24 protein-coding genes and 3 tRNA genes are annotated in these 23,870 nt (G+C 59.9%); 20 read left to right on the top strand and 7 right to left on the bottom strand.

All coding sequences use genetic code 11. The features are described from left to right. The first annotated feature begins 46 nt into the window (after positions 1-46). Positions 47-949 carry an autotransporter domain-containing protein gene (locus JMN22_RS12990; protein ID WP_198796979.1) on the top strand — a complete coding sequence of 301 codons (903 nt, stop codon included), beginning with the start codon at positions 47-49 and terminating at the stop codon, positions 947-949. A 155-nt stretch (positions 950-1,104) separates the two neighbouring features. Beyond that, positions 1,105-2,730, top strand: coding sequence for an NADP-dependent glyceraldehyde-3-phosphate dehydrogenase (locus tag JMN22_RS12995; protein WP_198796980.1), 1,626 nt, complete (start codon positions 1,105-1,107; stop codon positions 2,728-2,730). A gap of 14 nt (positions 2,731-2,744) precedes the next feature. Here JMN22_RS12995 and JMN22_RS13000 read toward each other — a convergent pair whose 3' ends face one another. Next, on the bottom strand, positions 2,745-3,638 hold the full coding sequence (locus JMN22_RS13000; RefSeq protein WP_030142754.1) for a DMT family transporter: 894 nt from the start codon (positions 3,636-3,638) through the stop codon (positions 2,745-2,747). Positions 3,639-3,771: 133 nt separating this feature from the next. Between JMN22_RS13000 and JMN22_RS13005 the strand changes: the two genes are divergently transcribed. Continuing rightward, the gene (locus tag JMN22_RS13005; protein WP_198796981.1) at positions 3,772-4,209 is read left to right on the top strand and encodes an Lrp/AsnC family transcriptional regulator; all 438 of its coding nucleotides are present in this window, start codon (positions 3,772-3,774) and stop codon (positions 4,207-4,209) included. 518 nt (positions 4,210-4,727) lie between these two features. Here the strand turns inward: JMN22_RS13005 and JMN22_RS13010 are convergent. Next, positions 4,728-5,399: a Bax inhibitor-1/YccA family protein gene (locus JMN22_RS13010; protein ID WP_030142533.1), complete on the bottom strand. Its 672-nt coding sequence runs from the start codon at positions 5,397-5,399 to the stop codon at positions 4,728-4,730. A 124-nt stretch (positions 5,400-5,523) separates the two neighbouring features. Here JMN22_RS13010 and JMN22_RS13015 point away from each other — a divergent pair. The 3 genes from JMN22_RS13015 (at position 5,524) to JMN22_RS13025 (ending at position 8,652) form a co-directional block, all read left to right on the top strand. Then, positions 5,524-5,611: transfer RNA gene (locus JMN22_RS13015), tRNA-Ser, on the top strand. Positions 5,612-5,733: 122 nt separating this feature from the next. Then, the gene (locus JMN22_RS13020; protein WP_030142534.1) at positions 5,734-6,588 is read left to right on the top strand and encodes a prohibitin family protein; all 855 of its coding nucleotides are present in this window, start codon (positions 5,734-5,736) and stop codon (positions 6,586-6,588) included. Positions 6,589-6,858: 270 nt separating this feature from the next. Next, positions 6,859-8,652, top strand: coding sequence for a DAHL domain-containing protein (locus JMN22_RS13025; protein WP_030142535.1), 1,794 nt, complete (start codon positions 6,859-6,861; stop codon positions 8,650-8,652). A 54-nt stretch (positions 8,653-8,706) separates the two neighbouring features. Here JMN22_RS13025 and JMN22_RS13030 read toward each other — a convergent pair whose 3' ends face one another. Further along, positions 8,707-8,898 carry a hypothetical protein gene (locus JMN22_RS13030; RefSeq protein ID WP_030142536.1) on the bottom strand — a complete coding sequence of 64 codons (192 nt, stop codon included), beginning with the start codon at positions 8,896-8,898 and terminating at the stop codon, positions 8,707-8,709. A gap of 113 nt (positions 8,899-9,011) precedes the next feature. Next, the gene (locus JMN22_RS13035) at positions 9,012-9,911 is read right to left on the bottom strand and encodes a polysaccharide deacetylase family protein (RefSeq protein WP_198796982.1); all 900 of its coding nucleotides are present in this window, start codon (positions 9,909-9,911) and stop codon (positions 9,012-9,014) included. 227 nt (positions 9,912-10,138) lie between these two features. Here JMN22_RS13035 and JMN22_RS13040 point away from each other — a divergent pair, with 227 nt between their 5' ends. The 3 genes from JMN22_RS13040 (at position 10,139) to JMN22_RS13050 (ending at position 11,322) form a co-directional block, all read left to right on the top strand. Beyond that, on the top strand, positions 10,139-10,393 hold the full coding sequence (locus tag JMN22_RS13040; protein ID WP_003181556.1) for a DUF6555 family protein: 255 nt from the start codon (positions 10,139-10,141) through the stop codon (positions 10,391-10,393). Positions 10,394-10,547: 154 nt separating this feature from the next. Beyond that, entirely contained in the window at positions 10,548-10,778 is a 231-nt protein-coding gene (locus tag JMN22_RS13045) for a hypothetical protein (RefSeq protein WP_030142538.1), read from the top strand. A gap of 118 nt (positions 10,779-10,896) precedes the next feature. Continuing rightward, positions 10,897-11,322 carry a hypothetical protein gene (locus tag JMN22_RS13050; RefSeq protein ID WP_198796983.1) on the top strand — a complete coding sequence of 142 codons (426 nt, stop codon included), beginning with the start codon at positions 10,897-10,899 and terminating at the stop codon, positions 11,320-11,322. 23 nt (positions 11,323-11,345) lie between these two features. On the opposite strand, the gene JMN22_RS13055 is transcribed toward JMN22_RS13050, so the two are convergent. Beyond that, a complete protein-coding gene (locus JMN22_RS13055; protein ID WP_198796984.1) occupies positions 11,346-11,573 on the bottom strand; it encodes a PLD nuclease N-terminal domain-containing protein in 228 nt (75 codons plus the stop codon). Between the two features lie 34 nt (positions 11,574-11,607). Here JMN22_RS13055 and JMN22_RS26705 point away from each other — a divergent pair, with 34 nt between their 5' ends. Both JMN22_RS26705 and JMN22_RS13065 read left to right on the top strand, forming a co-directional pair. Then, positions 11,608-11,901 (top strand): hypothetical protein, encoded by a 294-nt coding sequence (locus JMN22_RS26705; RefSeq protein WP_198796985.1) that lies wholly within the window; start codon positions 11,608-11,610, stop codon positions 11,899-11,901. A gap of 222 nt (positions 11,902-12,123) precedes the next feature. Continuing rightward, positions 12,124-12,486 carry an NUDIX hydrolase gene (locus JMN22_RS13065; RefSeq protein WP_198796986.1) on the top strand — a complete coding sequence of 121 codons (363 nt, stop codon included), beginning with the start codon at positions 12,124-12,126 and terminating at the stop codon, positions 12,484-12,486. A gap of 104 nt (positions 12,487-12,590) precedes the next feature. On the opposite strand, the gene JMN22_RS13070 is transcribed toward JMN22_RS13065, so the two are convergent. Continuing rightward, positions 12,591-12,677, bottom strand: a tRNA-Leu gene (locus tag JMN22_RS13070). 193 nt (positions 12,678-12,870) lie between these two features. Next, positions 12,871-12,944 (bottom strand) — tRNA-Cys (locus tag JMN22_RS13075). A 338-nt stretch (positions 12,945-13,282) separates the two neighbouring features. On the opposite strand from JMN22_RS13075, the gene JMN22_RS13080 reads away from it, so the two are divergent. The 9 genes from JMN22_RS13080 (at position 13,283) to JMN22_RS13120 (ending at position 23,818) form a co-directional block, all read left to right on the top strand. Beyond that, positions 13,283-14,122, top strand: coding sequence for an SRPBCC family protein (locus tag JMN22_RS13080; protein WP_080628632.1), 840 nt, complete (start codon positions 13,283-13,285; stop codon positions 14,120-14,122). Then, positions 14,122-15,294, top strand: a complete 1,173-nt coding sequence (locus JMN22_RS13085; RefSeq protein ID WP_030142544.1) for a zinc-dependent alcohol dehydrogenase — start codon at positions 14,122-14,124, stop codon at positions 15,292-15,294. Before JMN22_RS13080 ends, JMN22_RS13085 begins: the two co-directional genes overlap by 1 nt. Positions 15,295-15,430: 136 nt before the next feature. After that, the gene (locus tag JMN22_RS13090; protein ID WP_198796987.1) at positions 15,431-16,660 is read left to right on the top strand and encodes an MFS transporter; all 1,230 of its coding nucleotides are present in this window, start codon (positions 15,431-15,433) and stop codon (positions 16,658-16,660) included. A gap of 106 nt (positions 16,661-16,766) precedes the next feature. Then, positions 16,767-17,282 (top strand): sigma-70 family RNA polymerase sigma factor, encoded by a 516-nt coding sequence (locus JMN22_RS13095; RefSeq protein ID WP_198796988.1) that lies wholly within the window; start codon positions 16,767-16,769, stop codon positions 17,280-17,282. After that, the gene (locus JMN22_RS13100) at positions 17,283-18,248 is read left to right on the top strand and encodes a FecR domain-containing protein (RefSeq protein ID WP_198796989.1); all 966 of its coding nucleotides are present in this window, start codon (positions 17,283-17,285) and stop codon (positions 18,246-18,248) included. Between the two features lie 89 nt (positions 18,249-18,337). Continuing rightward, the gene (locus tag JMN22_RS13105) at positions 18,338-20,779 is read left to right on the top strand and encodes a TonB-dependent receptor (RefSeq protein WP_198796990.1); all 2,442 of its coding nucleotides are present in this window, start codon (positions 18,338-18,340) and stop codon (positions 20,777-20,779) included. Between the two features lie 62 nt (positions 20,780-20,841). After that, positions 20,842-22,014 (top strand): ABC transporter substrate-binding protein, encoded by a 1,173-nt coding sequence (locus tag JMN22_RS13110; protein ID WP_198796991.1) that lies wholly within the window; start codon positions 20,842-20,844, stop codon positions 22,012-22,014. Further along, positions 22,011-23,069, top strand: coding sequence for a FecCD family ABC transporter permease (locus tag JMN22_RS13115; RefSeq protein ID WP_198796992.1), 1,059 nt, complete (start codon positions 22,011-22,013; stop codon positions 23,067-23,069). The genes JMN22_RS13110 and JMN22_RS13115 overlap by 4 nt, the downstream gene beginning before the upstream one ends. Continuing rightward, positions 23,063-23,818, top strand: a complete 756-nt coding sequence (locus JMN22_RS13120) for an ABC transporter ATP-binding protein (protein WP_198796993.1) — start codon at positions 23,063-23,065, stop codon at positions 23,816-23,818. Before JMN22_RS13115 ends, JMN22_RS13120 begins: the two co-directional genes overlap by 7 nt. Positions 23,819-23,870 lie beyond the last annotated feature (52 nt).

Consider the following 23,870-nt stretch of genomic DNA (forward strand, 5'->3'; position numbering starts at 1 on the left):
GAGACGCCCTAAGCGAGAAATGCATGCGATTGCAAGGCAGACCCCCATGAAAACGTCCCCCCGCCCACAGGAATTCAAAACCACCTTCTGCACCGTCTCGACTTCCTTGTTGTTGTGCTCGTCGATGCAAGTACAGGCCGAACTGGAAGATCCCCTCACAGCCCCCTGGTATGGCCGGACACCCACCGGCAGCCAGGCGAGCAATGACCCCGTCCCGGGCAAAAGCCCCGCGCTGTTCACCTTGCGAAACGTCAGCGGCCACACCCAACGCATGGGTCTGATCAGCGGCCAGAGCCAGCTCACAGCCAATAGCAGCGGGATGCTCGTGCCCCCTGCGCTGGCCGAGCCGGGCCAGGATTCCCTGAGTCTGAAGGGTGAAAACCTTGGCGCTTATTGGAGCCTGACCGGACCCGCCGGCTGGCATGTCGACCTGAGCGCAAGCGGTGGACGGGTCAATGGCTTCAGCCTGAATGAACAGGGTCTGCGCCAAGCCACCGAGGGCAGTGCCGTCACACTGTCGGTCGAAGGTGGATTTCCCATCGGCATCAGTGACAACTGGGTGGTCGAGCCCCAGGCACAGTTGATCAATCAACGCGTCAGCCTGGATACGCCCTCCAGTGAAAAGAGTGACAGCAATGAATTGAGCACCTGGAGCGGTCGCGTCGGCGCCCGGCTCAAAGGCAACTATCAAGTCAACGGCCTGGGCGTCGAGCCCTACGTGCGCACGAACCTCTGGCACACGGTCCAGAGCGCCGACACCCTGACCCTGGACAAGGTCGACAAGATCAGCAGCAGCCGCAAATCTTCCACCGTTGAAGTGGGCTTGGGCCTGGTCGCCCGGGTGACGCCAGTGGTAAGCCTGTATGTCAGCGCCGACTACAGCAGTGACGTCGATGACAACGACCTCAACGGCGTCATCGCCAGCCTGGGCGTGCGGATGCGTTGGTAAACGTCCGCCTTTCTCTTCGATGCATTCCCTGCGAGGGAGCAGGCAGCCCGGCCGCCCGCCCCTTGCCGCTTCGAAAACACCTCCATTAAGGCGTATAACGCTAAAAGCGCTGCAGACTGTCAGCCCATGGCTCATTTCATTGATGGAGTAACGATATGACCACAGCCAACCTACTTTCCGATCTATTCCCCAGCGCCACCGATATTCCGCCGGCCTACCGTCTCGGTGACCCGGTCGAACAACGGGAATACCTGGTCGACGGCGTCCTGAGAACCTGGCAAGGTCCCCTGGCCACCGTGCGCAGCCCGGTTTACCTGGCAAGCCCCGGTGGCGATGAGCAGGTCATCCTCGGCAGCACACCGCTGCTGGATGCCGAGACAGCACTCACCGCGCTCGACGCCGCCGTCCGGGCCTATGATCGCGGCCAAGGCACATGGCCGACGATGCGCGTCGCCGAACGCATCCGTCATGTCGAAACCTTCCTGGCGCGCATGCGCGAACAACGTGAAGCCGTGGTCAAGCTACTGATGTGGGAGATCGGCAAGAACCTCAAGGACTCCCAGAAGGAATTCGACCGTACCTGCGACTACATCGTCGACACCATCAATGCCCTAAAGGAACTGGACCGTCGCTCCAGCCGCTTCGAACTGGAACAGGACACTCTTGGACAGATCCGACGCGTCCCCCTGGGCGTTGCCCTGTGCATGGGCCCTTACAACTATCCACTGAACGAAACCTTTACCACGCTGATTCCCGCGCTGATCATGGGCAACACCGTGGTATTCAAGCCGGCCAAGCTTGGCGTGCTGCTGATCCGTCCGTTGCTGGAAGCCTTCCGCGACAGCTTTCCGGCCGGGGTCATCAATGTGATCTACGGCAGTGGGCGAGAAACCGTCAGCGCGCTGATGGCCAGTGGCAAGATCGACATCTTCGCGTTCATCGGCACCAACAAAGCCGCCAGCGACCTCAAGAAACTTCATCCGCGCCCACATCGCCTGCGTGCCGCCCTTGGGCTGGATGCAAAAAATCCCGGCCTGGTGCTGCGTGATGTCGACCTGGATAACGCCGTCAGCGAGGCGCTGACCGGTTCACTGTCATTCAACGGCCAACGTTGCACGGCACTGAAGATTCTGTTTGTTCACGAAGACGTCGCCCCGGCATTCATCGAGAAATTCAATGCCAAGCTCGCCGCCTTGAAACCCGGGATGCCTTGGGAAGATGGCGTGGCCCTGACACCCTTGCCGGAAGCCGGCAAGGTCGATTATTTGCATTCGCTGGTGGCCGATGCGATCGCCAAAGGCGCGGGTGTCATGAACCAGCACGGCGGAGAATCCAGGGCTTCGTTCTTCTATCCGGCCGTGCTCTACCCGGTGAACACGGCGATGCGGGTCTATCACGAAGAACAGTTCGGCCCGGTGGTGCCCATCGTGCCGTACCGCGACCTCAACACCGTGGTCGACTACGTACTGGAGTCGGACTTCGGCCAGCAACTGAGCATCTTCGGCACCAACCCGGCCGAAGTCGGCAAGCTGGTGGACACCTTTGCCAACCAGGTCGGGCGCATCAACATCAACGCCCAGTGCCAGCGCGGCCCCGACACCTTCCCGTTCAATGGCCGGAAAAACTCCGCCGAAGGCACGTTGTCGGTGCACGATGCCCTGCGCACCTTTTCGATCCGCACATTGGTGGCGACCAAGTTCCAGGAGAACAACAAGGCATTGATCAGCGACATCATCCGGGAACGGGATTCAAACTTCCTGACCACCGATTACATCTTCTGACCCGCCTCCGTTGTTCAGGACAGGGCTGCGCGGCGCCACTTGAGGCCCCAGCCCTGCTGCATGCCGGCAGCCGCCAGCAGGATCGCCGCCACGCCCAGCCATTGCAGCGGTTCGAGACGATGGCCGAAGGCGAACCAGTCGACGAAGATCGCCGCGATCGGGTAGATAAAGGACAGCGCGCCCGTCACGGCAGTCGGCAACCGTTGGATCGCGCTGTACAACAGCACGTACATCACGCCCGTGTGAATCATGCCCAAAGCCACCAGGCTGGCCCAGGCCTCTGGCTGCTGTGGTAGCGCCGAGAAATTCGCCCATGGCGCCAGCAGCAATACCCCGGTGCTCACCTGGATCAGCGCGATCAAATGCGGTGGCGTGCCCGTCAGGCGCTTGATGATCAGCGCCGCAACGGCGTACAACAGTGCCGCCCCAAGCGCCAAGGCAATACCCACCAGATAATTCCCGCCCCCCTGCCCTTGTTCGCCATGGGCGCTGACGATCGCCAGCATCCCGAGAAACGAAACCGCCAGCCAGAACAGTTTCTGCGCGGTGATTTTCTCCCCCAGGAACAACGCCGCCAGCCCCACCAACATGAATGGCTGGACGTTGTACACCGCCGTACCGATAGCAATCGAAGCGCGGGAATAGGACGCGAACAACAAGACCCAGTTACCGACGATTGCCACGCCGCTGAGCACCGCCAGCAGGAAAGTCGTGCGTGTCAGAATGTCCCGGCGCAAGAAGCCAAGGCCCGCGCAAATCAACAGCAGCGTGCCGGCGCCAAACACGCAACGCCAGAACACCACATCCAGCACAGGCTGGCCCGAGACCAGCACGAACCAGCCTATGGTTCCGGAAATCAGCATGGCGGCGGTCATTTCGAGCGAACCGCGGCGTAAGGTCTTGTCCATCTTCGGGCTCCTTCGTCAAGTGAGCACAGTATGCCCATCCACCGGGCCGCTTCTCCATGGCTTGGAAAAGGCTAAACTGGCTTTCCACCTTTTTTATCAAGGCAGCTTCACGTATTTGCCTAACGGAGCCGAAATGACTGACGACATCGATCAAATCCTCATCAGCGCCTTGATGGAAGACTCCCGGCGTTCGCTCAAGGCCTTGGCGAACCTGAGCGGCCTGTCGTCCCCCAGCGTAGCCGAGCGCCTGCGACGACTCGAAGAACGTGGCGTGCTCAGGAGCTACACGGTTGAGGTCGATCCGAAGTGTTTTGGTTATCAGCTACAGGCCATCGTGCGGATTCGTCCGCTGGCGGGGCAGTTGCAGGAGGTGGAGCGACAGATCCAGGCCATCGGTGAATTTACCGAGTGCGACAAGGTGACGGGCGAGGACTGTTTCATCGCACGGCTGCATGTACGATCGATGGAACAGTTGGATGTGTTGCTGGACAAGTTGAATGTGCTTGCGGAGACCAATACGGCAATTGTCAAGAAGACGCCGGTGAAGCGGCGATTGCCGCCGATGGAGTGAGCTTCGTTGGTGGTGGCCGACCTGGTTCCCCTGTGGGAGCGAGCTTGCTCGCGAAGGCGATGTAACAGCCAATGATGATGTTGGATGTACTGGCCTCATCGCGCGCAAACAAGCGCCCACAGGGGTCTTTTGTCCATGTCAGTGTTGTGGCTAATGAAAATCCAGTGTGGAGCTTGCTCGGATAGCAGTGGCGCAGCCACAGGTGGCAGATGCCCCAGTTCTTGCTCTGCTTTCGACTTTGATTTTGATCTTGATCTTGATCTTTGCGCCCCGTTAAACCACGCTGGCCGGAGTGAGGGAACACCGAGCCTAGGCGAGGTGCCGAGTGGTGGGGCAAAGCCTTTTTGGTTACTTTTTTGGCGTCTGAAAAAAGTGACCCGCTGTAAGAGCGGAACCGCCAGCAGCCGATACCGAAGAAACGGATATGCACACAAACCACCACACCAAAAAAAACGGCGCCCTCCTTTCGGAAAAGCGCCGTCTCTCAAATCAACAGCTCACCAGGCATTCTGGCAATATCAGTCATCACGCCCCATCAACCCGAACAACTGCAGCAAGCTGACAAACAGGTTGTAGATCGATACATACAGGCTGATGGTCGCCATGATGTAGTTACGCTCGCCACCATGAATGATCGCGCTGGTCTGGTAAAGGATGCAGACCGACGAGAACAGCACGAAGCCGGCGCTGATCGCCAGTTGCAGGCCGCTGATCTGGAAGAAGAAGCTGGCCACTACTGCACCCAGCAACACGAAGAAACCGGCGGTGATGAAACCGCTCAGGAAGCTCATGTCCTTGCGGGAGATCAGCACGTAGGCCGACAGGCCGCCAAACACCAGGGCGGTCATGGCGAACGCCGAGCTGACCACTTCGGCGCCGCCCTGCATTTGCAGGTAGCGATTGAGGATCGGGCCGAGCAGGAAGCCCATGAAACCGGTCAGGGCGAAAGCCGAAACCAGGCCCCAGGCCGAATCACGAAGCTTGTTGGTGAGGAAGAAAAGGCCGTAGAAACCGATCAGCACAACGAAGATGTTCGGGTAACCGACACGCATCTGTTGTGCGACGTAGGCCATCACACCGCTGAAAGCGAGCGTGAGTGCCAACAGGCCATAAGTGTTGCGCAGGACGCGGCTAACTTCTAGCTGCTCAGCCTGCACGCTGTTGTTCACTGCGTAATCCTGTTCGCGCATGGCGACACTCCTCCGGTTTTGAAACATTCAGTGGCAAGGATCATAACAGACGCTCTGTAACAAGCTACGTAGAGAGTTTGACAGTGTGTTTCATTCGGGTATTATGGCGCCCGCAACGCAATACGGAGGTGTGGCCGAGTGGTTTAAGGCAACGGTCTTGAAAACCGTCGACTGTAACAGGTCCATGAGTTCGAATCCCATCGCCTCCGCCATATTTGAATGTTAAAGCCCTGACTTGTCAGGGCTTTTTCGTGTCTGGCGTTTAAAAAAACAGTGACGGTCTTCACAAAGGAAACAGTGCATGCCATCTCCTAAACCACTCAAGGAAAGTAAAGTGACCAGTAAAACCATCGGTTCGATCAGCGCAGCCATTATCGGCGTGGCCCTGTTGTGTGTCTTCTTTGGCAGTTGGTACACGGTTGATGAAACCGAGCGCGGCGTGCTCCTGCGTAACGGCGCACTGGTCGGGGTGGTTGAGCCGGGGCTGTCGTTCAAGACGCCCTTTATCGAATCGGTCCGCCTGATCAGTACCCAGAGCCAGGTCACGTCGTACGACGATCTGCAGGCCTACAGCAAGGATCAGCAATCAGCTGAGCTCAAGGTGTCCGTGTCATGGCACATTGCGCCTTCCGATGTGGCGAAGGTCTACACCCAGTTCAAGGACCTGGAAGGTATTCGCGACCGGATGATCAGCCGGCAGGTGCCGACACAGGTGGAGAACGTGTTCGGCAAGTTCAACGCCGTCGCCGCTGTGCAGAACCGGGTCCAGTTGGTCAATGATATTTCCGCTGCGATCAAATCGACGATTACCGGGCCGGTGATCATCGACAGCGTCCAGGTTGAAAACATCGATTTCAGCGACGCCTATGAAAAAGCCATCGAAGCGCGCATGGCAGCGGAAGTCCAAGTGAAGACTCGCGAGCAACAACTCGCAACGGAACAGGTCCAGGCCCAGATTCGCGTGACCCAGGCCCAGGCGGAGGCCGATTCGCAAGTGGCCCAGGCCAAGGCGGACGCCCTGGCCACCGAGCTTCGCGGCAAGGCTGAAGCCGAGGCGATCAAGGCTCGTGCCCAGGCGCTGGCCAGCAACCAGAACTTGGTTGAGCTGACCAAGGCCGAGCGCTGGAACGGCGAATTGCCGACCACCATGCTGCCAAACAGCGCACTGCCTTTTATCGATCTGAAATAAGTTGCATCGGCGCGGTCAATTCTGGCCGCGCCTCCGCTACCCTGCCTGCGCAACGCAGCCGAACAAACATCGCCCCCTCGTTGGTTGACGCTACACTTTGCTCACTGACGACCAGACGTTTACCGTTAGCAGGGAGCTCAACGTGTACCCAGGCAAAAAACCAACGCAACGCTTGCGCAATACTCCTCCCTCCGCTCTTCGTACCAATAACCGCTTTTCACTCCCCCACCCGGCATCTGCTCCGGCAGCCGTCCTGGACAGGAGAAACACGTGACCATTCTTATCAGGAAATACAAATGGCCCGCCCTGTTGGCTGCGGCGCTGGTTGTTTTCTCGGCATTGATATTCTTTTTGATCAAGTCGTATACGTACGATTCATCGACCTATTTCGAATCGCGCGATTTCATCCGCCAGCTCAAACAGGCCGACGCCAACTGGAATGTGAAAATTCTCAGGAAGAAGATCGGCGTCAACAACAACCTGTCCCTGGCCCCACCGCCTGAAGCACAAAGTCGTTGGGAGCAATTGGAACGGCTTAACAACTCGGGCCCCTTGGCATCGCTTTGGGCATCACGCCGGCAGGGTTATGTAGAAGCCGTCCAGAACAAGCGCCTGCTGGTAGAGCAGTTCGAACAACACAACGCCAACCTACGCAAGTCCCTGGATGAACTCCCAACCGTCGAGGATGAGATTCAAACCTTGCTGCAGGACAAGAAGTCCGGCAGCGAAGCAACTCGCCTGACCATTGCCTCCAGTGTGCTCGACCTGGCTCTGACCACCTCGGAATACGCGCTTTACGTGACGTCGGATAAAGCTAGGGAAGTGCAGGCTCAATTAAGCGAACTCGAACGTGCGATTGAGCAACTGCCCGCCTCCTACCGACCCGTTTTTGTCTCCCTGACGCAGCACGCCAACACCGTCATCCAGGAACAGCCGCTAGTCAACGACCTGCTGGACCGCATCAGCGTGATTCCGGTGGCCCAGGAGCTGGACAGCATCAATGAACTGCTGAACGAAACCCAGCGCCGGACGGCCGCGACAGACCGCCAATACCATATGTACCTCGCCGTGTGCGCCAGCCTGATGGCGCTTCTGATGATCTACCTGGCCGTACGGCTGGTGCGCAGCTATTCAGTGATCAATCAGATCAACCATGAACTTCAAACCGCCAACGACCGGCTGGAAGAGCGCGTGCAAGAGCGAACCCGCGAGCTGAAGGAGGCCGAGCGGGAGTTGGTGGACGCGGCGCGCATGGCAGGCATGGCCGAGATCGCCACCAACGTGTTGCACAATGTCGGCAACGTCCTCAACAGCGTGAATATTTCAGCGGAGCTGGTGACGCGCAAGTTGAAGAACAGTAAGACGCAGGGCTTGGGGAAAGCCGTCAGGATGATGAATGAACATGCCACAGACTTGGGCCAGTTCATCACCGAGGACGAAAAAGGCAAGTTGTTGCCTCGCTATTTCAATGAGCTGGTGGATTCCATTGCCAACGAGCAAGTGCAACTTATTGAAGAGCTGGCGCAGCTGACCAAGAGCATCGACCACATCAAGGAAATCGTTACGACACAACAAACCTATGCCGGTGCTGCCCGGCTGATCGAACCGCTGAAGGTCAGCGACCTGTTCGAAGATGCGCTACGCATGAACTCGGGCGCGCTGAGTCGACACCATGTCACGGTGATCAAGGATTATCAGGACAGCCCGCTGATCATGGGCGATAAACACCGCTTGCTGCTGATCCTGATCAACCTGATCAGCAACGCCAAGTTCGCCATGTCTCATGTCGATCATCCACGGGAAATGACACTGGGCATCCGCATCGTCGACCCGACGACATTGCACATCAGCGTCAAGGATCGCGGCGAAGGCATCGCGCCGGAGAACCAGGCCCGGATCTTCAATCATGGCTTCACCACCCGCAAGGACGGCCATGGGTTCGGGTTGCATAGCTGTGCGTTGGCCGCCGTGGAAATGAATGGCCGCCTCTACGTCCACAGTGATGGACCAGGGCAAGGCGCCCTGTTTACGCTCGAAATTCCGCTGGAATTGGCGGACGCTTGAACAGCTGGGCTGCGCGGCGGGCATTGATGCTCGCCGTGCAGCCGTTGCACCTGGCTACTGGATGTTCCCAGGGCGCACGCGACGTGCCCTCCTGGTCGGCAACGCGGCGGCATAGGCCAGCGCCTCTTCGCGCGTAGCAAAGGAACCCAGCCGGTCAGCCTGGGTGCACACCTTCCAGGGGCCGCTGTTTACGCTGAGCACGTCATAGCCATTGATGTGCATTTTCGTCAACATTGCAGTACTCATAGACCTAACCTCCTTGGGAAAACGGGGTTGCGTTGCCTACCTTACTACCGGTTGACACAGGTCGGCCTACCGAGCGTCGCAATTCACGCTCAAGCAGGAAGCGCTCAAACGCCTCAATGGGAATCCGAATCCCACAGCCAGTCCCATAAACCAGGCAAATGCACCGGTTGGGACGTGTCCCTGACCGTGCGGGCCATGGCCGCCCGTTCCAGCATCTGCTGGTCGTCGTAAAAGGGTTTGGCATCGGTTTTCAAGCCGGTGAGCCTGGCGCTGTCGAGCAGAATCTCCAGGTATTCCTGAGTGTGACGAGCGGTGTACCGATTGAGATCATGGAAGGTCACGACGACTGGAATCACCCCATCGACCACAGGCAACTGTCCGTCAGCGATACGCTCGCGTACTTCCGAGAGCTGGCGCGTCAGGTTCATCCGTCGTCGCGGACTCAGGGTGATGCCCCAGACCTTGCCGTCGTTGGCGCTCAGGTCTGTCAGCAATATGTGCATTCCATGACGTTGGTAGGCGGCGAAGGTGCGTTTGTCGTAGCTCCAGAACGGCGGCCGCACCAGGCTGGGCGGCGCGCCCGTGACCGCAGCGATATCGCCTTCGCCGTTATCGAGGGACTGCTCCAACTCGTCAGGATCGAGGAATCGATGGTTGGTGTGCCAATGCGTGGCCGTATGAAAGCCAAGGACATGCCCTTCCAAGTGCTCACGGCGCATGATCGAGCGGCCAATTTCACTGCCGCCGGCTCGCGGCCCTCGCGTCTGGACAAAAAATACCGCCTTGATCCCAGGCTGGACCGGGTTCTGCGCCAAGGCATCCAGTACCTCGTCGCTCGGGTTCCATAAAGATGATGCGCTGGGGCCGTCATCGAATGTCAGCAGGAAACGGATGGGAGGTTGCGCACGCAAGCGTTGTTCGGTCTGCGCGGTCAGTTCGATGGGCGGGCCGATGCAACCCGACAGGCCACTGGCGAGAAGCGCCACGATCAGCGCCCAGGCGATGTTTTTCATGTCTTGCCTTTATTCAGTGCCACATTGCGTCGCCTTAGATCCCTGGCACCGGTGCTTTCAAGCTCACCTTGGAGAAGGTTACCCGGGTTTGGTTCCACACCGTGAGCACGGTTGTTCTGCAACGCGCGACGCCTTTCTGTCACCCCCGGCCTTGACCGTCTGGAAATCCGATGGAATTTTCCGAACGCCTCCGTATCCATCCGTATAGGATCAATTAGGGAGGATTTATGGGCGGTCCATCGCTTTACATCATCGACTACATGCTCCATGGCGAGCCCAAGTCTTTCATCATTCGCGCGGAAGTGATGAATAACTCCGAAGCTTGGCATTGGGCCAGTTGCGACGCGGGTGTTGGGCGCATACCCAAATTCGGCAGGGAGAAGGTCAAGCGGGTTTCCAAACCCATGGCAGAGAAATATGGCATTACCGATGTGCGCTGGCGAGCCTCCGTCGCGCCATCCTGGATCAAGGAGTCTGGCTGAATCAAATAAGGTTCCCGGCGCACCGACTGTCCAGTCGTGCGCCGGATTCTTCGACAGACCGCAAATAACTCAACTACGCTTAACTTCAGCATGAGCCGTCATTACCGACGGGCGTCGTGCTGCCCTTTTTTTCAAATTTGAATGGAGGTGTGACATGTCCGAAAAAGAGTCCATCACCACCCTGCTCACCTTACTGGAATCGCGCCAGGCGCGACTGACAGCAGCCTGCAAGGAAATCGCCGACTGGGTCGACCACCAGGGCGGACACCCCGCCGCAGTGCGCATCCGCGACCGACTCAATGACATCGAAAAAGATGCCCCTTCGATCCAGAGCGCCTTGTCTTCCCTCAGGCCTGCGGAACGCCCACTGCCAAAGTTTCGCTGATGCGCCACACCGGTTCCCCCTGAACTCCACCGGTTGAAACCCGATGGAACAACGGCATTCCTTTGCCCCTCGATATTGATAGGTATCGATGCAACAGCCGTCAAAAGGGAGAACCACCATGAATGCCAGAGTCCTGCTGCTCATCGCCTGCGCCTGCCCCGCCACCGTCATGGCGCAAGGGTGTGAGGTCGTTAGCCGATCCCAAAGCCAGGCAGTCCCGGAAATCGAAACCCGTAGTTGTTACGAGTACGAGGGCGTGCCTTCGCAAGCCATTGGCTGGTCGTGCAGCAACGAAAGCAAGGGTACGTTGAGCACCGAAAAGAAACCCGTCGAGCGTTGCGCCGAGGGCTATGTGGCCACCTGCCAAGCCAGGTTGACCCAAGAAGCCCTGGCCAACCCACACTCCACCAGCAAAGACCCAAGCGCCGGTTCGGCGAATATCCCGGACAACGCGCAGGTCACCTGGTATTACTACGACACGCAAAAGCTCCAGCAAGCCCGGAAGGATTGCGAGACCACCGGCGGCCAATGGAAAAACCGCTGACCGGGTGGCTCGCTTCGCCTGCGTCAGCCCTTGCTGTGCTCCGGCGATGAAGGCGGATTCTTGACACCTCGCGGCCCGGCCACTCCCCAGATGATCAAGCCCACTACAGGCAAGATGATCAGAAGCAGTGCCCAGCCTGCCTTGGTGCCTGCCGCCTTGTCGCTCCGAAAGACGCTGACGATTGCCCAAAGATCCACAAGCAACAGCAACACCGCGACGGCAATCCAGAAATAACTGGCTAGTTCAGACATGGCCTTAATCCTCTTGTCAGTCTATGGATTAGGCATGGCCGCCGTAGGTCCGTTCAAAGAATCTGCCCTGCTGATTGCGGTGACGATCGTGCAGCTACAAGCGCTCGTTCAGGTAGTCGACCCATTGCTCATAGGCCTCATGTTGACGCCGAACCGCCTCATCCCAGGCGGTCCCGGACATTTGATGGATACAGATCAGCGCCATCATTTCCGACGTCGCTGCATCGAGCTCGACCAAGAGCTCATGGGATTTGACTTTGAAATCTTCAACGGTGGTCATCTCTCCTCGCTCCCCCACGACGGGGCCGGCCAGTCCACCCAACATTGATGCGTTTTTTCGGCGCTGATTCATTTTTGGCGATGATCGGTCATTGGCGCAGCCTTTCCTCCCCGTCCCCCCGAACCGTTCGCGAAATAAACGCAGCCTTTTCCCATGGGCCGCGTTCCTACGGTCATGGGGTAACAAAATCTTTGTTGAACACTTGAATCGGGCAAGGCTCAAATATTGCAGTAATATTGCAATTTAATGACAGTCGAGGTTGGGCGAGGCATGAAAATTCGAGCGACCGTCATCTGTGAAGAAGATCGCCACATCCTGCTGGTGCGTAAACCCAAGCGTCGCTGGGCCCTGCCCGGTGGCACGGTCGAGCGCGGCGAGACCCATGCCGACGCCGCGCTCAGGGAGCTGGCGGAAGAAACCGGGCTGAGCGCCGAAAACCTGCTTTACCTGATGCAGTTCAGTGAAGGCAGCACCGAGCATCATGTGTTCGAAGCTTCGGTCAACGACTCGACAGCGGCCAGGCCACAGAACGAAATCAGCGACTGCGTGTGGCATCCGCTGGAGGCCATCGCCCAGCTGCAGATGAAAAAAGGAATGCGGGAAATACTTGAGGCGTTTCGGCGCAGGCTATAGACGTCGCAAAGCACCTTCAGTCATTGCGGACCATCGCCAAAATTGCGGAGCGAAAACAAACAAGGGTTTGCATCAGCTTTCGCCCGCAAACCCTTGATTTTAGATGGTGCCCGAAGCCGGAATCGAACCGGCACGCCCTTACGAGCGGGGGATTTTAAGTCCCATGCGTCTACCAGTTTCGCCATTCGGGCGGTAGCGCGGTAAAGCCGCATGAAACTGGCAAATAGTATCTGACAGGCTCGCGGCGGGTACAACAGAGGGGGAAATATATACATCCATCCCCTGTGAAGCAAGGTCGCCATTGCCCTTTTCAAGACAAAACCTTTCATTGCTCCGCAAATAAAAAAGCTCTGTAGATCATGGATCTACAGAGCTTTTTAAAAGTGGAGGCCGAAGTCGGAATCGAACCGGCGTAGGTGGATTTGCAATCCACTGCATAACCATTTTGCTATTCGGCCTCAATACGCCCAATGCAATGAAACCACATCAGACGGATAAAAACTTATCCGGATACAGCCGCCAATAGCGAGCTATCCCCTTGAAAACATTGAAGTTTTTTACGCCTCGATGCATTCGATGGGCGCAATTATGTACTCATTTGCCTAGGCTGACAACCCCTTGATTTCAAAAAAAATTTGCCTGGCAATCAACCTGATGGCTGTTTTTCCTGGCAACGCAACAAACCAAAACCAGTCCCCTATCCAGCTCATCGGCAAACCACCGACCCCAACGGAACAACCGCCTTTTACCTTGGTTCATCCCTTATGTCGTCCCTGGATCAGTAAGGAGAACCATCATGACTGAACGCCCAAAACTGGTGGCGAGCCGAGCTCCGGTACCCACGCCTTCCCACCCTAATCTCGGCACGCCGGAGCGACTGGTGTCGCTGGCGGCCGGCTCATTGCTGATTGCCAACGGTCTTCGTCAGGGAGGACTCAAGGGCTTGCCGCAATTGCTGCTGGGTGCGTGCGCCACCTGGCGCGCCTATTCCGGCACCTGCAGGATCAAGCGGGCCATGACCCACAGTCCCTTCGAGCAGACGTTCGAGCAGGATCGCGATTGGGACGGCAGCAAAGTGATTTCCCGCAGTATCACGATTGGCAAGCCCAGGGAGGCGGTGTATGCGTTCTGCAGCGATCCGGCCAATCTTGGCGCGCTGATGCCGTGGATCGACACCATCGAGCAGACCGGCGAACGGACCTATCGCTGGGTCGCCCATGGCCCGATGGACAAGACGCTGCATTGTGACCTCGAACAGTGCGAGCCCAAGGAAGGCCGCAAGCTGCATTGGATCGCCGGCCCGGACAGACGCTTCAAGCACGACATCCAGATGCATTTCAGCGATGCGCCGGCCGGTCGTGGTACGCAGGTCAAAGTCATCGTGGCATGCGAGACGCCCCTCGGCGCGGCCGGCTATGCACTCGCGGCCGCCATCTCGCGGTTCTCCGATAAAGCCCTGTTGAACGTGTTGCGCAGCATAAAACAGCAGTTGGAAACGGGCGAAATCAGCACCAACAAGATGCGCGATCCGCAGACGAAGGATTTCCTCTTCGTACATCCGGCCTCCAGCGCGACGCGAGCACCGGCCAATGACTCACCCACTGACAAATCCGAACTCAATGGAGGTACCGTCTGATGCGCGCACTGACTTGGCAAGGCCCCAACAAGCTACAAGTCGAGACCGTCGACGATCCGTCCATTCTCAACCCCCGCGATGCCATCGTGCGGGTGATCCTGTCCTCGGTGTGCGGCTCGGATTTGCATCTGTTGGGCGGCTACGTGCCGACCATGCAGGCCGGCGACATCATCGGGCACGAATTCATGGGCGAAGTGGTGGAAACCGGCTCGGCTGTCACGCAAATCAAGAAAGGCGACCGGGTCGTCACGGTGTCGATTGTCGGCTGTGGCGAATGCGAGCACTGTCAACGCTCGGACTTTTCCTGCTGCGACAATTCCAATCCAAACCCCACCGCAACGGACATTGCCTACGGCCAGCCGGCTTGCGGCATCATCGGCTACAGCCATGCGTTCGGCGGTTATGCCGGCAGCCACGCCACTTATATCCGGGTACCTTTCGCCGACGTCAACCTGTTCACCATTCCGGAGGGCGTCAGCGACGAACAAGCCGTGTTCGTCTCCGACGCGGTGCCCACGGGCTTTTTCGCAGCCGATAACGCGGACATCCAGCCCGGCGATACGGTCGCGGTCTGGGGGTGCGGCGGAGTGGGGTTGATGGCGATGTCCAGCGCCTATCTGTTGGGCGCCGAACGGGTGATCGCCATCGACCGCTTCCCCGATCGCTTGCGCCTGGCCGAGGAAAAGGCCGGCGCCATCGCCCTGAACTACGAGACCACGGACATACACGCCGCCCTGCTGGAACTGACCGGCGGCCGAGGTCCGGATCGCTGCATCGACTGCGTCGGCATGGAAGCCCACGGCACCGAAGTCGATTATTTCTACGACAAGACCAAGCAGATGCTGCGCCTGCACACCGAGCGCGGGACGGTGTTGCGCCAGTCAATCCGCGCCTGCCGCAAGGGTGGGACAGTGTCGGTAGTCGGGGTGTATGGCGGCTTGCTGGATAAATTCCCGATGGGGGCGATCGTCAACAAGGCACTGACCCTGCGCTCCGGCCAGCAACCGGGGCAGCGTTATGTGAAGCGGCTGTTCGAGCACATCCAGAAAGGCGAACTGGACCCCTCCTATCTCCTGACTCACCCCATGGGCCTGGAACAATCGGTGGAGGGTTATGCAATGTTCAAGGAGAAACGCCAGGATTGTTTGCGAGCAGTTTTTCGGCCGGAGTGAAATCAATCCAGTGGCGAGGAAGCTTGCTCCCTCGCCACTGGGTTAGCTTATACGCATCGGTTGATGCATTTTTTTCTTGCCCGGATCGGCGCACTGTCGGATAAGACACAGCCTTAGCCGCCTTGCGAGTCTGCCCATGTCCCACGCCGGTATCCCCCAGGGTTCCAGTGTCCGTTTGCTGGTCTATCTGTTATTTGCGATTCAACTGGTTTCCATGGGTGCGATGGAAATGAGCGGTCCCTTCTGGCCCGTTCACCTGCGCCAAATGACGACCAACGACGCACTGTTCAGTTTCGCCAGCACGGCGGTGTATGTAGGGCCGATGCTGGGCATCATCCTGACCAGTGCGTTGTGGGGCCGTATCGGTGATCGGCATGGGCACAAGCTGATGATGATCCGTGCGCTGGTGGGCCTGTCGTTGACCCAGCTTGGATTGGCGTTGGCCGACGATATCTGGATCATCCTGATCCTGCGCTTCCTGCAAGGCGCATTCGCCGGCTATATCGCCCCCGCCCAGGCCTATGGTGTGAGCATCGAAGCGCCCTCGCGGCGGGCCAGGCTCTTCGCCATCCTGCAGATATCCACCAACGTTGGCTCGTTGTTGGGCGCGGTCGTCGGCGGGTTGATCCTGGACCACGCGACATTTTTCTGGATCAACCTCGTGGCTTCGGTCCTGTGCGCCATTTGTGCCGTAGTCGCCACACTGGCGTTGCCCCACGTGCCCCCCGCCAAGTCACCGGCCACCGTGCCCGACCAACCCAAGCCCTCGCGTCCCGGGGTCTCCAGCCCGGCAATCGCATCGTTGCTGGGGATCATGGGCCTTCTGCTGCTCGCACGCATGCTGCCGCAGACGTCCTTCTCGCTGTACGTGGTGTCGACTTTCAACGTCAGCAATGCCATGACCGGGCTTTGCTACGGTTTGCTGGCGCTGGGATTCATCCTCTGCGCTACGTCATGGTCACGTTACTTCGAGCAGCGCAATCCGGCGCAGACGCTACGCGCCATGACCGGCATCGTGATGTCTTGCATCGTTGCAACCGCCGTGGCCGGCCTGACTCGCCAGCCGGTAATCTTCGCCCTCGCCTATTTCATCTGGGGTCTGCTATTGGGCGCGACCACACCGGTGCTGACCGCGCTCATTTCCAAAAGCGCCGACAACAGCCGCCAGGGACATGTGCTTGGACTGGCACAGAGCGTTTCGCAGACCGCATCCATTATCGGCATCTCCCTCGGCGCATTGCTCAGTCAGGTTTATGGCCTGGAATACACATATCTCTATGTCTGTCTTGCCTATGCGATGGCACTGCCTCCCTTGATCCTGCTGCGCTATAGACCGGCAAAGATGCTCGGCGAGCCCCCCGAATAACGACGCGAGGCCAAAATTCCATCGCGCCCAAGATCGACCTTGCGCGGTGATGAACGACTCCACTACTATTGGGAATAATTCTCACTATCACAAAATATAAACAGCCATGAGCGATACAGGGTCAGCGGTCAATGATTGTCACCTGCGCACCGTCGCAGACCTCTATAGCGGCCATCATGGCTGGTTGTACGCCAGGCTTTATAGAAAGCTTGGCAACGCGCTGGACGCCGCCGACCTGGCGCACGACACCTTCATTCGCATTCTCGCCTCCAAAGTGGCAGTGATCGAAGAGCCGCGGGCGTACTTGAGTTGTGTTGCCGGCGGCATCCTTGTCAATTGGTTCCAGCGCAAGGCACTTGAGCGCGCCTATCTCCAGGCACTGGCATCATTGCCGGAGCCTGAGGTGCCATCCCCCGAACGACGCTTGCTGGTACTTGAGGCACTGCATGAAATCGACGCCATGCTCGATACCCTGCCGACTCACGTAAAACGCGCCTTTCTTCTGTCGCAGATCAATGGATTGAAATACGACGACATCGCCACGCAGCTCGGCGTCTCGCTGATCACTGTCAAGCGCTACATGAAACAGGCATTCCTGCACTGCCTGACGTTGGTGGATTGAATGCCGTCCCATGACCGCCACGCCCTCGACCCGTCCATCCTCGACGAAGCCGCCGACTGGCTTATGCGCCTGAGCGAGGGCAGCGTCAGCGACTCCGAGCGCCAGGAATGGGAGCATTGGCGAAACAGCAGCCCGACGCACCGCCAGGCCTGGGCCCGTGCCGAACTATTGCTGAGCAAGCTGCAGGGCTTGCCCCCGGCGCTGGCGATGCCGTCGCTGGACCGGCCGAGCCATCCTGGACGCCGTGCCGCCATGGGCAAACTCGCCGCCCTGCTTGCGCTGGCGCCCTTGACTTGGGGCAGTTGGAAGCTCAACGACTGGCAGCAATGGACCGCCGACTACCGCGCCCCGGTGGGCGAGCGTCGCGACTTGACCCTGACCGACGGCACTCACGTCACGTTGAATACCGACACCGCGATCGACGTGTATTTCGACGATCGCCAGCGTTTGCTGCTCTTGCGTCGCGGCGAAATACTGGTCCAGACAGCCGCAGATCCCTCACCTGTCGCCCGACCGTTCCTGGTGCAAACCAACGAAGGCAGGATGCAAGCGCTTGGAACGCGCTTCAGCGTTCGCGAAGAAACCGGGCACACCCGCCTCGCCGTGCTGGAGGGCGCGGTGCGCATTCAAGTCAAGGGAATTGGCGAACAGGTGGTGCAGGCCGGCCAACGCAGCGGCTTCAGCGCATTGGGTTTCGACGCCCCCACACCCGTCGACAAATCGGTGTTGGCCTGGACCCAGGGCATGCTGATGGCTGACAACATGCGCCTGGCGGACTTCGTGAACGAACTGAGCCGTTATCGCAGTGGCGTCCTGCGTTGCGACCCGGCGATTGCCAACCTGCGGATATCCGGCGCCTTTCCGGTCAACGACAGCCGGCGCACCCTGAACATGCTTGCCCAGACCTACCCCATCAACGTGAGCTCCCGCCTGGGCGATTACTGGGTCATGCTGGCGCCGGCGTGAGCGCTGGAAAAAATAATCGTGCGAGGGTGATACTTTTTTCGATCCTGGCTGGCTTAGAGAGCAAACCCTCTGAACAGGATCACCCCGCCATGCCCGTTGCCCGCCCCCTGCGTTCGGATCGCAAGCTGACCCTGGCGATTCGCAGTGCCATGCTCAGCGTCGCACTTTGTACCCTGAGCCCCGGGGTCTGGGCGGCACCGGGCGCGCCGCTGGACAGCGTCGCCAGCCAGTCCTACAACATCCAGCCCGGCCCCTTGGGCGCCACGTTGTCGGCGTTCGCCGTACAGGCCGGTATCGCCCTGTCATTCGAGCCTTCCCTCACGCAAGGGTTGAACAGCCCCGGCCTGTCCGGCCAGTTCACCGCCCGTGAAGCGTTCGATCGGCTGCTGGCTGGCAGCGGCCTGGATCTGGTCCTACGGGACGATGGCAGCTATACCTTGCAAAAAAGCGCCGGCGACGGTGAGCTGGCGCTGGCGCAGACCACGATCAATGCCGCCGAAGTGCGCCCCGGTGATTTGCCGGCCGCCTATAGCGGTGGCCAGGTTGCCCGTGGCGGCCGGGTTGGCCTGCTGGGCAACAAGGACTTGATGGACACGCCCTTCAGCGTCAGCAACTACACATCGACCCTGATGAAGGACCAGCAGGCCGTCACCGCCGCCGACGTGCTGGAGCGCGATTCCTCGGTGCGCTCCACCGGCCAGACCGGCGGCATCGTCGATTCGTTCTTCATCCGCGGCTTCCCGGTGGGCGAAGGCAACCTGGGCGAGCTGGCGTTCGACGGCGTGTATGGCGTGGCACCGAACTACCGAGTGTTCACCGAGTACGCCGAACGCATCGAAGTCATCAAGGGCCCGGCCGCCCTGCTGTATGGCATGTCGCCCAACAGCGGCGTCGGTGGCGTGATCAACATCGTGCCCAAGCGCTCCCTGGAACAAGACCTGACTCGCGTGACGGCCAGCTACGCAATGGATACCCAGGCCGGTGGGCATGTCGACATCAGTCGTCGGTTCGGCGAGGAACGTCGTTTCGGCGTGCGCGTCAACGGCAGCCTGCAGGGCGGCGACACCGCGATTGACAAGCAGTCCCGGGACGTCGGCATCGGTGCCATCTCGCTGGACTATCAGGGCGACCGATTCAGGACCAGCCTGGACCTGATCAGCCAGGAAGAACAATGGGACGCCCCCTCGCGGCCGTTCAACATTGCGCGCGGCGTCGAGGTGCCTTCGGCGGCCAACGGGCGCAGCAACGTGACCCAGGATTGGGCCTGGTCCAAGACTCGCGACAAATCGGCCTTGCTCAGCGGCGAATATGATGTGAACGACAACCTGACCGTGTTTGGCCACGCCGGTGGCGGCAAGTCCGATGTGGCGCGGCTGTCGGACCAGACACCGACGATCCTCAACAGCGCCGGAGACACCCGCTCGACACCGGGCTATTACAAGTTCGAGGTGGAGCGTTACACCGTCGATGCCGGCGCCCGGGCCCGGTTCGAAACCGGCGCGATCAGCCACAGTGCGACCTTGCAGGTCAGCCGTTATCGTGACGAATTGCGACGAGGGATCAACTCAGGCGCCCCGCTCTTTTCGAATATCTACCACCCGGTGGAGCGCGACAAACCGTCCATTGCCTCGCCCGACGTGTCGAAGATTTCCGACACCGAACTGTCTGGCATGGCGCTGGCCGATACCCTGTCGATCCTGGATGAACGGGTCCAGGTGACACTGGGCCTGCGTAAGCAACGGGTCGAATCACACAATTACAACAGCGTCACCGGCGCACGCACCTCGCCCTCCTACGACGAAAGCGAAACCACGCCCTTGTTCGGCGCAGTGATCAAGCCCTGGGAACATGTGTCGTTCTACTACAACTACATCGAGGGCCTGAGCAAGGGCGACACCGCGCCGGCCAACGCCAGCAATTCGGGGGAAGTCTTCAAGCCCTACATCTCGCGTCAGCAGGAGGTCGGGGTCAAGGTCGACTACGGCACGTTCACCTCGACCCTGGCGCTATTCCAGATCAAGAAGCCCGCCGGCGAATTGACCAATGGCTTGGCCGGTAGCGTGTATTCCGTCCAGGGCGAGCAGCGTAACCGCGGCATCGAACTGAATATGTTCGGTGAACTGCGCGAGGGTACGCGGCTGTTGGGCGGCGTCACCCTGCTCGACGGCGAACTCACCAAAAGCGGGACCGCCGCCAATCGTGGCAACAAACCGGTGGGCGTACCCGAAGTCCAGGCCAACCTCTGGGCCGAATGGGACACGCCCTGGGTCCAGGGCATGACGCTGACCAGCGGCGCGATCTACACCGGCAGCCAGTACGTCGATCAGGCCAATACCCAGGAACTCGACCCGTGGACCCGCTTTGATGCCGGCGCGCGTTACAGCACCGTGCTCGATGGCCGGCCAACCACGTTCCGCGCCACGGTACAAAACGTCTTCGACCGCGAGTACTGGTCCGGCGTGGCGTCCTACAGCGCGTTCTCCCAAGGCGCGCCACGCACGCTGTTGCTGTCGGTGACTGTCGACTTCTGATCGAGACCCGCCCCGCCAGCGCGTGCACCGCTGGCGGGACGGTCCCTGACAAGGTTCAAACCATGCTGATTCCACCCATGACGCGTTCGAAGCTCACCGCCTGGCTGCTTGGCGCCGCGACCTTGCTGCTGAGCGGCTTTGGTTTTTCGGACACCTCGCCCGTCACCAAGACCACTGTCACCGACTTGCTTGGCCGCCAGGTCCAGGTACGCATTCCCGTGCGCCGGGTCATCCTTGGCGAAGGCCGCCAGTTGTACCTGGTGGCGGCGCTGGACACCGATAATCCAATCCGCCGAATCGTCGGCTGGCGCAAGGACCTCATCCAGTCCGACCCGGACACCTACGGCGCTTACCTGCGGCGCTTTCCGGCCATTGCCAAGGTCCCGACGTTTGGTGGTTTCGAAGACGGCACCTTCGACATCGAGCAAGCGATCAGCCAGCAACCGGACGTGATCGTGCTGAACATCGAGGCCCAGCACGCCACCGAAGATGCGCGCTACATCGAGAAGCTCGATGCGCTTGGCATTCCGGTGGTCTACGTGGACTTTCGCAACAACCCGATGCAGAACACCGAGCCGACCATGCGTCTGTTCGGGCGACTGTTCGGCGAAGAGGCGCGCGCCGAGGCATTCATCACCTTTCGCAACCAGCAGATCCGGCGCGTCATCGATGTTATCCAGGCCCGCCAGCCGCCTCGACCCAAAGTGTTCATCGAGCGCATCGGCGGCTACACGGACGATTGCTGCCTGAGTTTCGGCAATGAGAACTTCGGCCGCTTCGTCGAGCTGGCCGGCGGCCGCAACATCGCCAGTCCGATCATTCCCAATACTTTCGGCCAGTTGAATGCCGAGCAGGTGGTGGTCGCCAACCCGGAACAAGTGGTGGTCACCAGTGCCAACTGGGAGGCCTTCGCCCCAGGCGGACACTGGGTCGGCGTCGGTCCCGGTGCCGACCTGGTCGAAGCGCGGCGCAAGTTGCAGTGGTACACCCAGCGCCCTGCCTATGCCGGGATCAAGGCCCAGCAAACCCAGGGGTTCCACGCCATCTGGCACCAGTTCTACAACAGTCCGTACCAGTTCATCGCCATCCAGCAACTGGCCAAGTGGTTCCACCCGGACCTGTTCGCCGAACTCGACCCGGACGCGACGTTCCGCGAGTTCCACGAACGGTTCCTGCCCGTGCCCTACGAGCCCGGCTACTTCGTCAGCCTCAAGCCAGCGCAGGCACAACCATGAACGGCCGAATCGATGACATCGCCCTGGGTACGATCTATCGCGAGCAGGTCTGGCGCAAGCGCCTGATCCTGGTCGGCCTGGCGGTGTTGCTGCTGTTCAGCGTGTTATTGGACCTGGCCCTCGGCCCGGCCAGCTACAGCCTGGTTGAGGTGCTGGGCGCGCTGTTTTCCCCTGACGCGGCGGCGCCCCAGGTGCGCGTGGTGATGTGGGACATTCGCCTGCCGGTGGCGCTGATGGCCGTGGCCGTCGGCGCCGCTTTGTCCCTGGCCGGCGCGCAGATGCAGACCATCCTCAACAATCCGCTGGCAAGCCCCTTCACCTTGGGCATCTCGGCGGCGGCCAGTTTTGGTGCGGCGTTAGGACTGGCATTCGGCGTGGCCCTGGTCCCGGTGATCGCCCAGTACATGGTGCCGCTCAATGCCTTCGTGATGGCGATGCTGTCTGCATTGCTGATCCACGTGCTGAGCTTGCGTCGCGGCATGACCAGCGAAACCATCGTGCTGCTGGGCATCGCGCTGGTGTTCACTTTCAATGCCCTGCTGGCGCTGTTGCAGTTCTTCGCCACAGAGCAGGCCGTGGCCGCCGTGGTGTTCTGGACAATGGGTAGCCTGACCAAGGCTACGTGGCCGAAACTCGGTGTGATCTGCCTGGTGATCCTGGTCACCTTGCCGGTTTTCGCACGCCGCGCCTGGGCCATGACCGCCCTGAGGCTGGGGGATGAGAAAGCCGCGAGCTTCGGCGTCAATGTGCGCAAGTTGCGTTTGCAGACGCTGATCATGGTCAGCCTGCTGGCGGCATTTCCCGTGGCGTTTGTCGGCACCATCGGCTTCATCGGCCTCGTCGGCCCGCACATCGCGCGAATGCTCATCGGCGAAGACCAGCGCTTCTTCCTCCCCGCCTCGCTGCTGACCGGTGCGCTGATCCTGTCAGCGAGTTCGGTGGTGAGCAAGACCTTGATACCGGGCGCGATCTTCCCCATCGGCGTGGTCACGTCGTTGATCGGCGTGCCGTTTTTCATCTCTCTGATTCTGGGCGGCAGGAAAAACTCATGGTAACGATCGAGCTGGCAGGGGTCGGCGCGCGGTATGGCCAGCGGTCGATACTCGAAGGAATCAGTACGCCGGTGCTCAGCGGCGGCGAAGTGGTGGCGGTGGTTGGCCCGAATGCGGCCGGTAAATCCACCTTGTTCAAACGCATCGCCGGCTTGATCGACGGCCCCGGCCAGGTCCGCCTGGAAGGGTCGCGCCGAGGGCGGGGCGGCATCTGCTACATGCCGCAGAACCTCAACGCCAGCGCCCGGCTGACGGTCTACGAATCGGTGCTGCTGGCGCGCAAGCAGCAAGCGCCCGGCTGGGCCGTGCAGGCCGACGAGTTGGAAGTGGTGGACCGTATCCTCGAATCCCTGGGCATCGGCGAACTGTCCTTTCGCAACCTTGGCGAACTGAGCGGCGGGCAACAGCAACTGGTGTCCATCGCCCAGACGCTGGTGCGCGAACCCGAGGTGTTGTTGATGGATGAACCCACCAGCGCCCTGGACATGCATCGCCAGGTCCAGGTGTTGAGTTTCATGCGCGACTTCGCCCGCCAACACTCGGTCATTGTGTTCATCGCCATCCACGACCTGAACCAGGCCCTGCGGTTTGCCGACCAGGTGCTGGTCATTGCCAATGGAACATCGCAAGGCTGCGGCCGGAGTGACGAGGTGATCACCGAGCAGATGCTGCGCGACGTGTACCGGGTCCAGGCGCGGATCGAGCGCTGCTCGCGGCAGGAGCGGCACATTATTGTCGATGATGTGGTTTGAGAGGGCTGCTGCGCAGCCCAGCGGGAGCAAGCTCCCTCGCCACGGAGTTAGC

The organism is Pseudomonas sp. HB05 (genome assembly GCF_016756915.1).
In the GTDB taxonomy this organism is placed as follows: domain Bacteria; phylum Pseudomonadota; class Gammaproteobacteria; order Pseudomonadales; family Pseudomonadaceae; genus Aquipseudomonas; species Aquipseudomonas alvandae.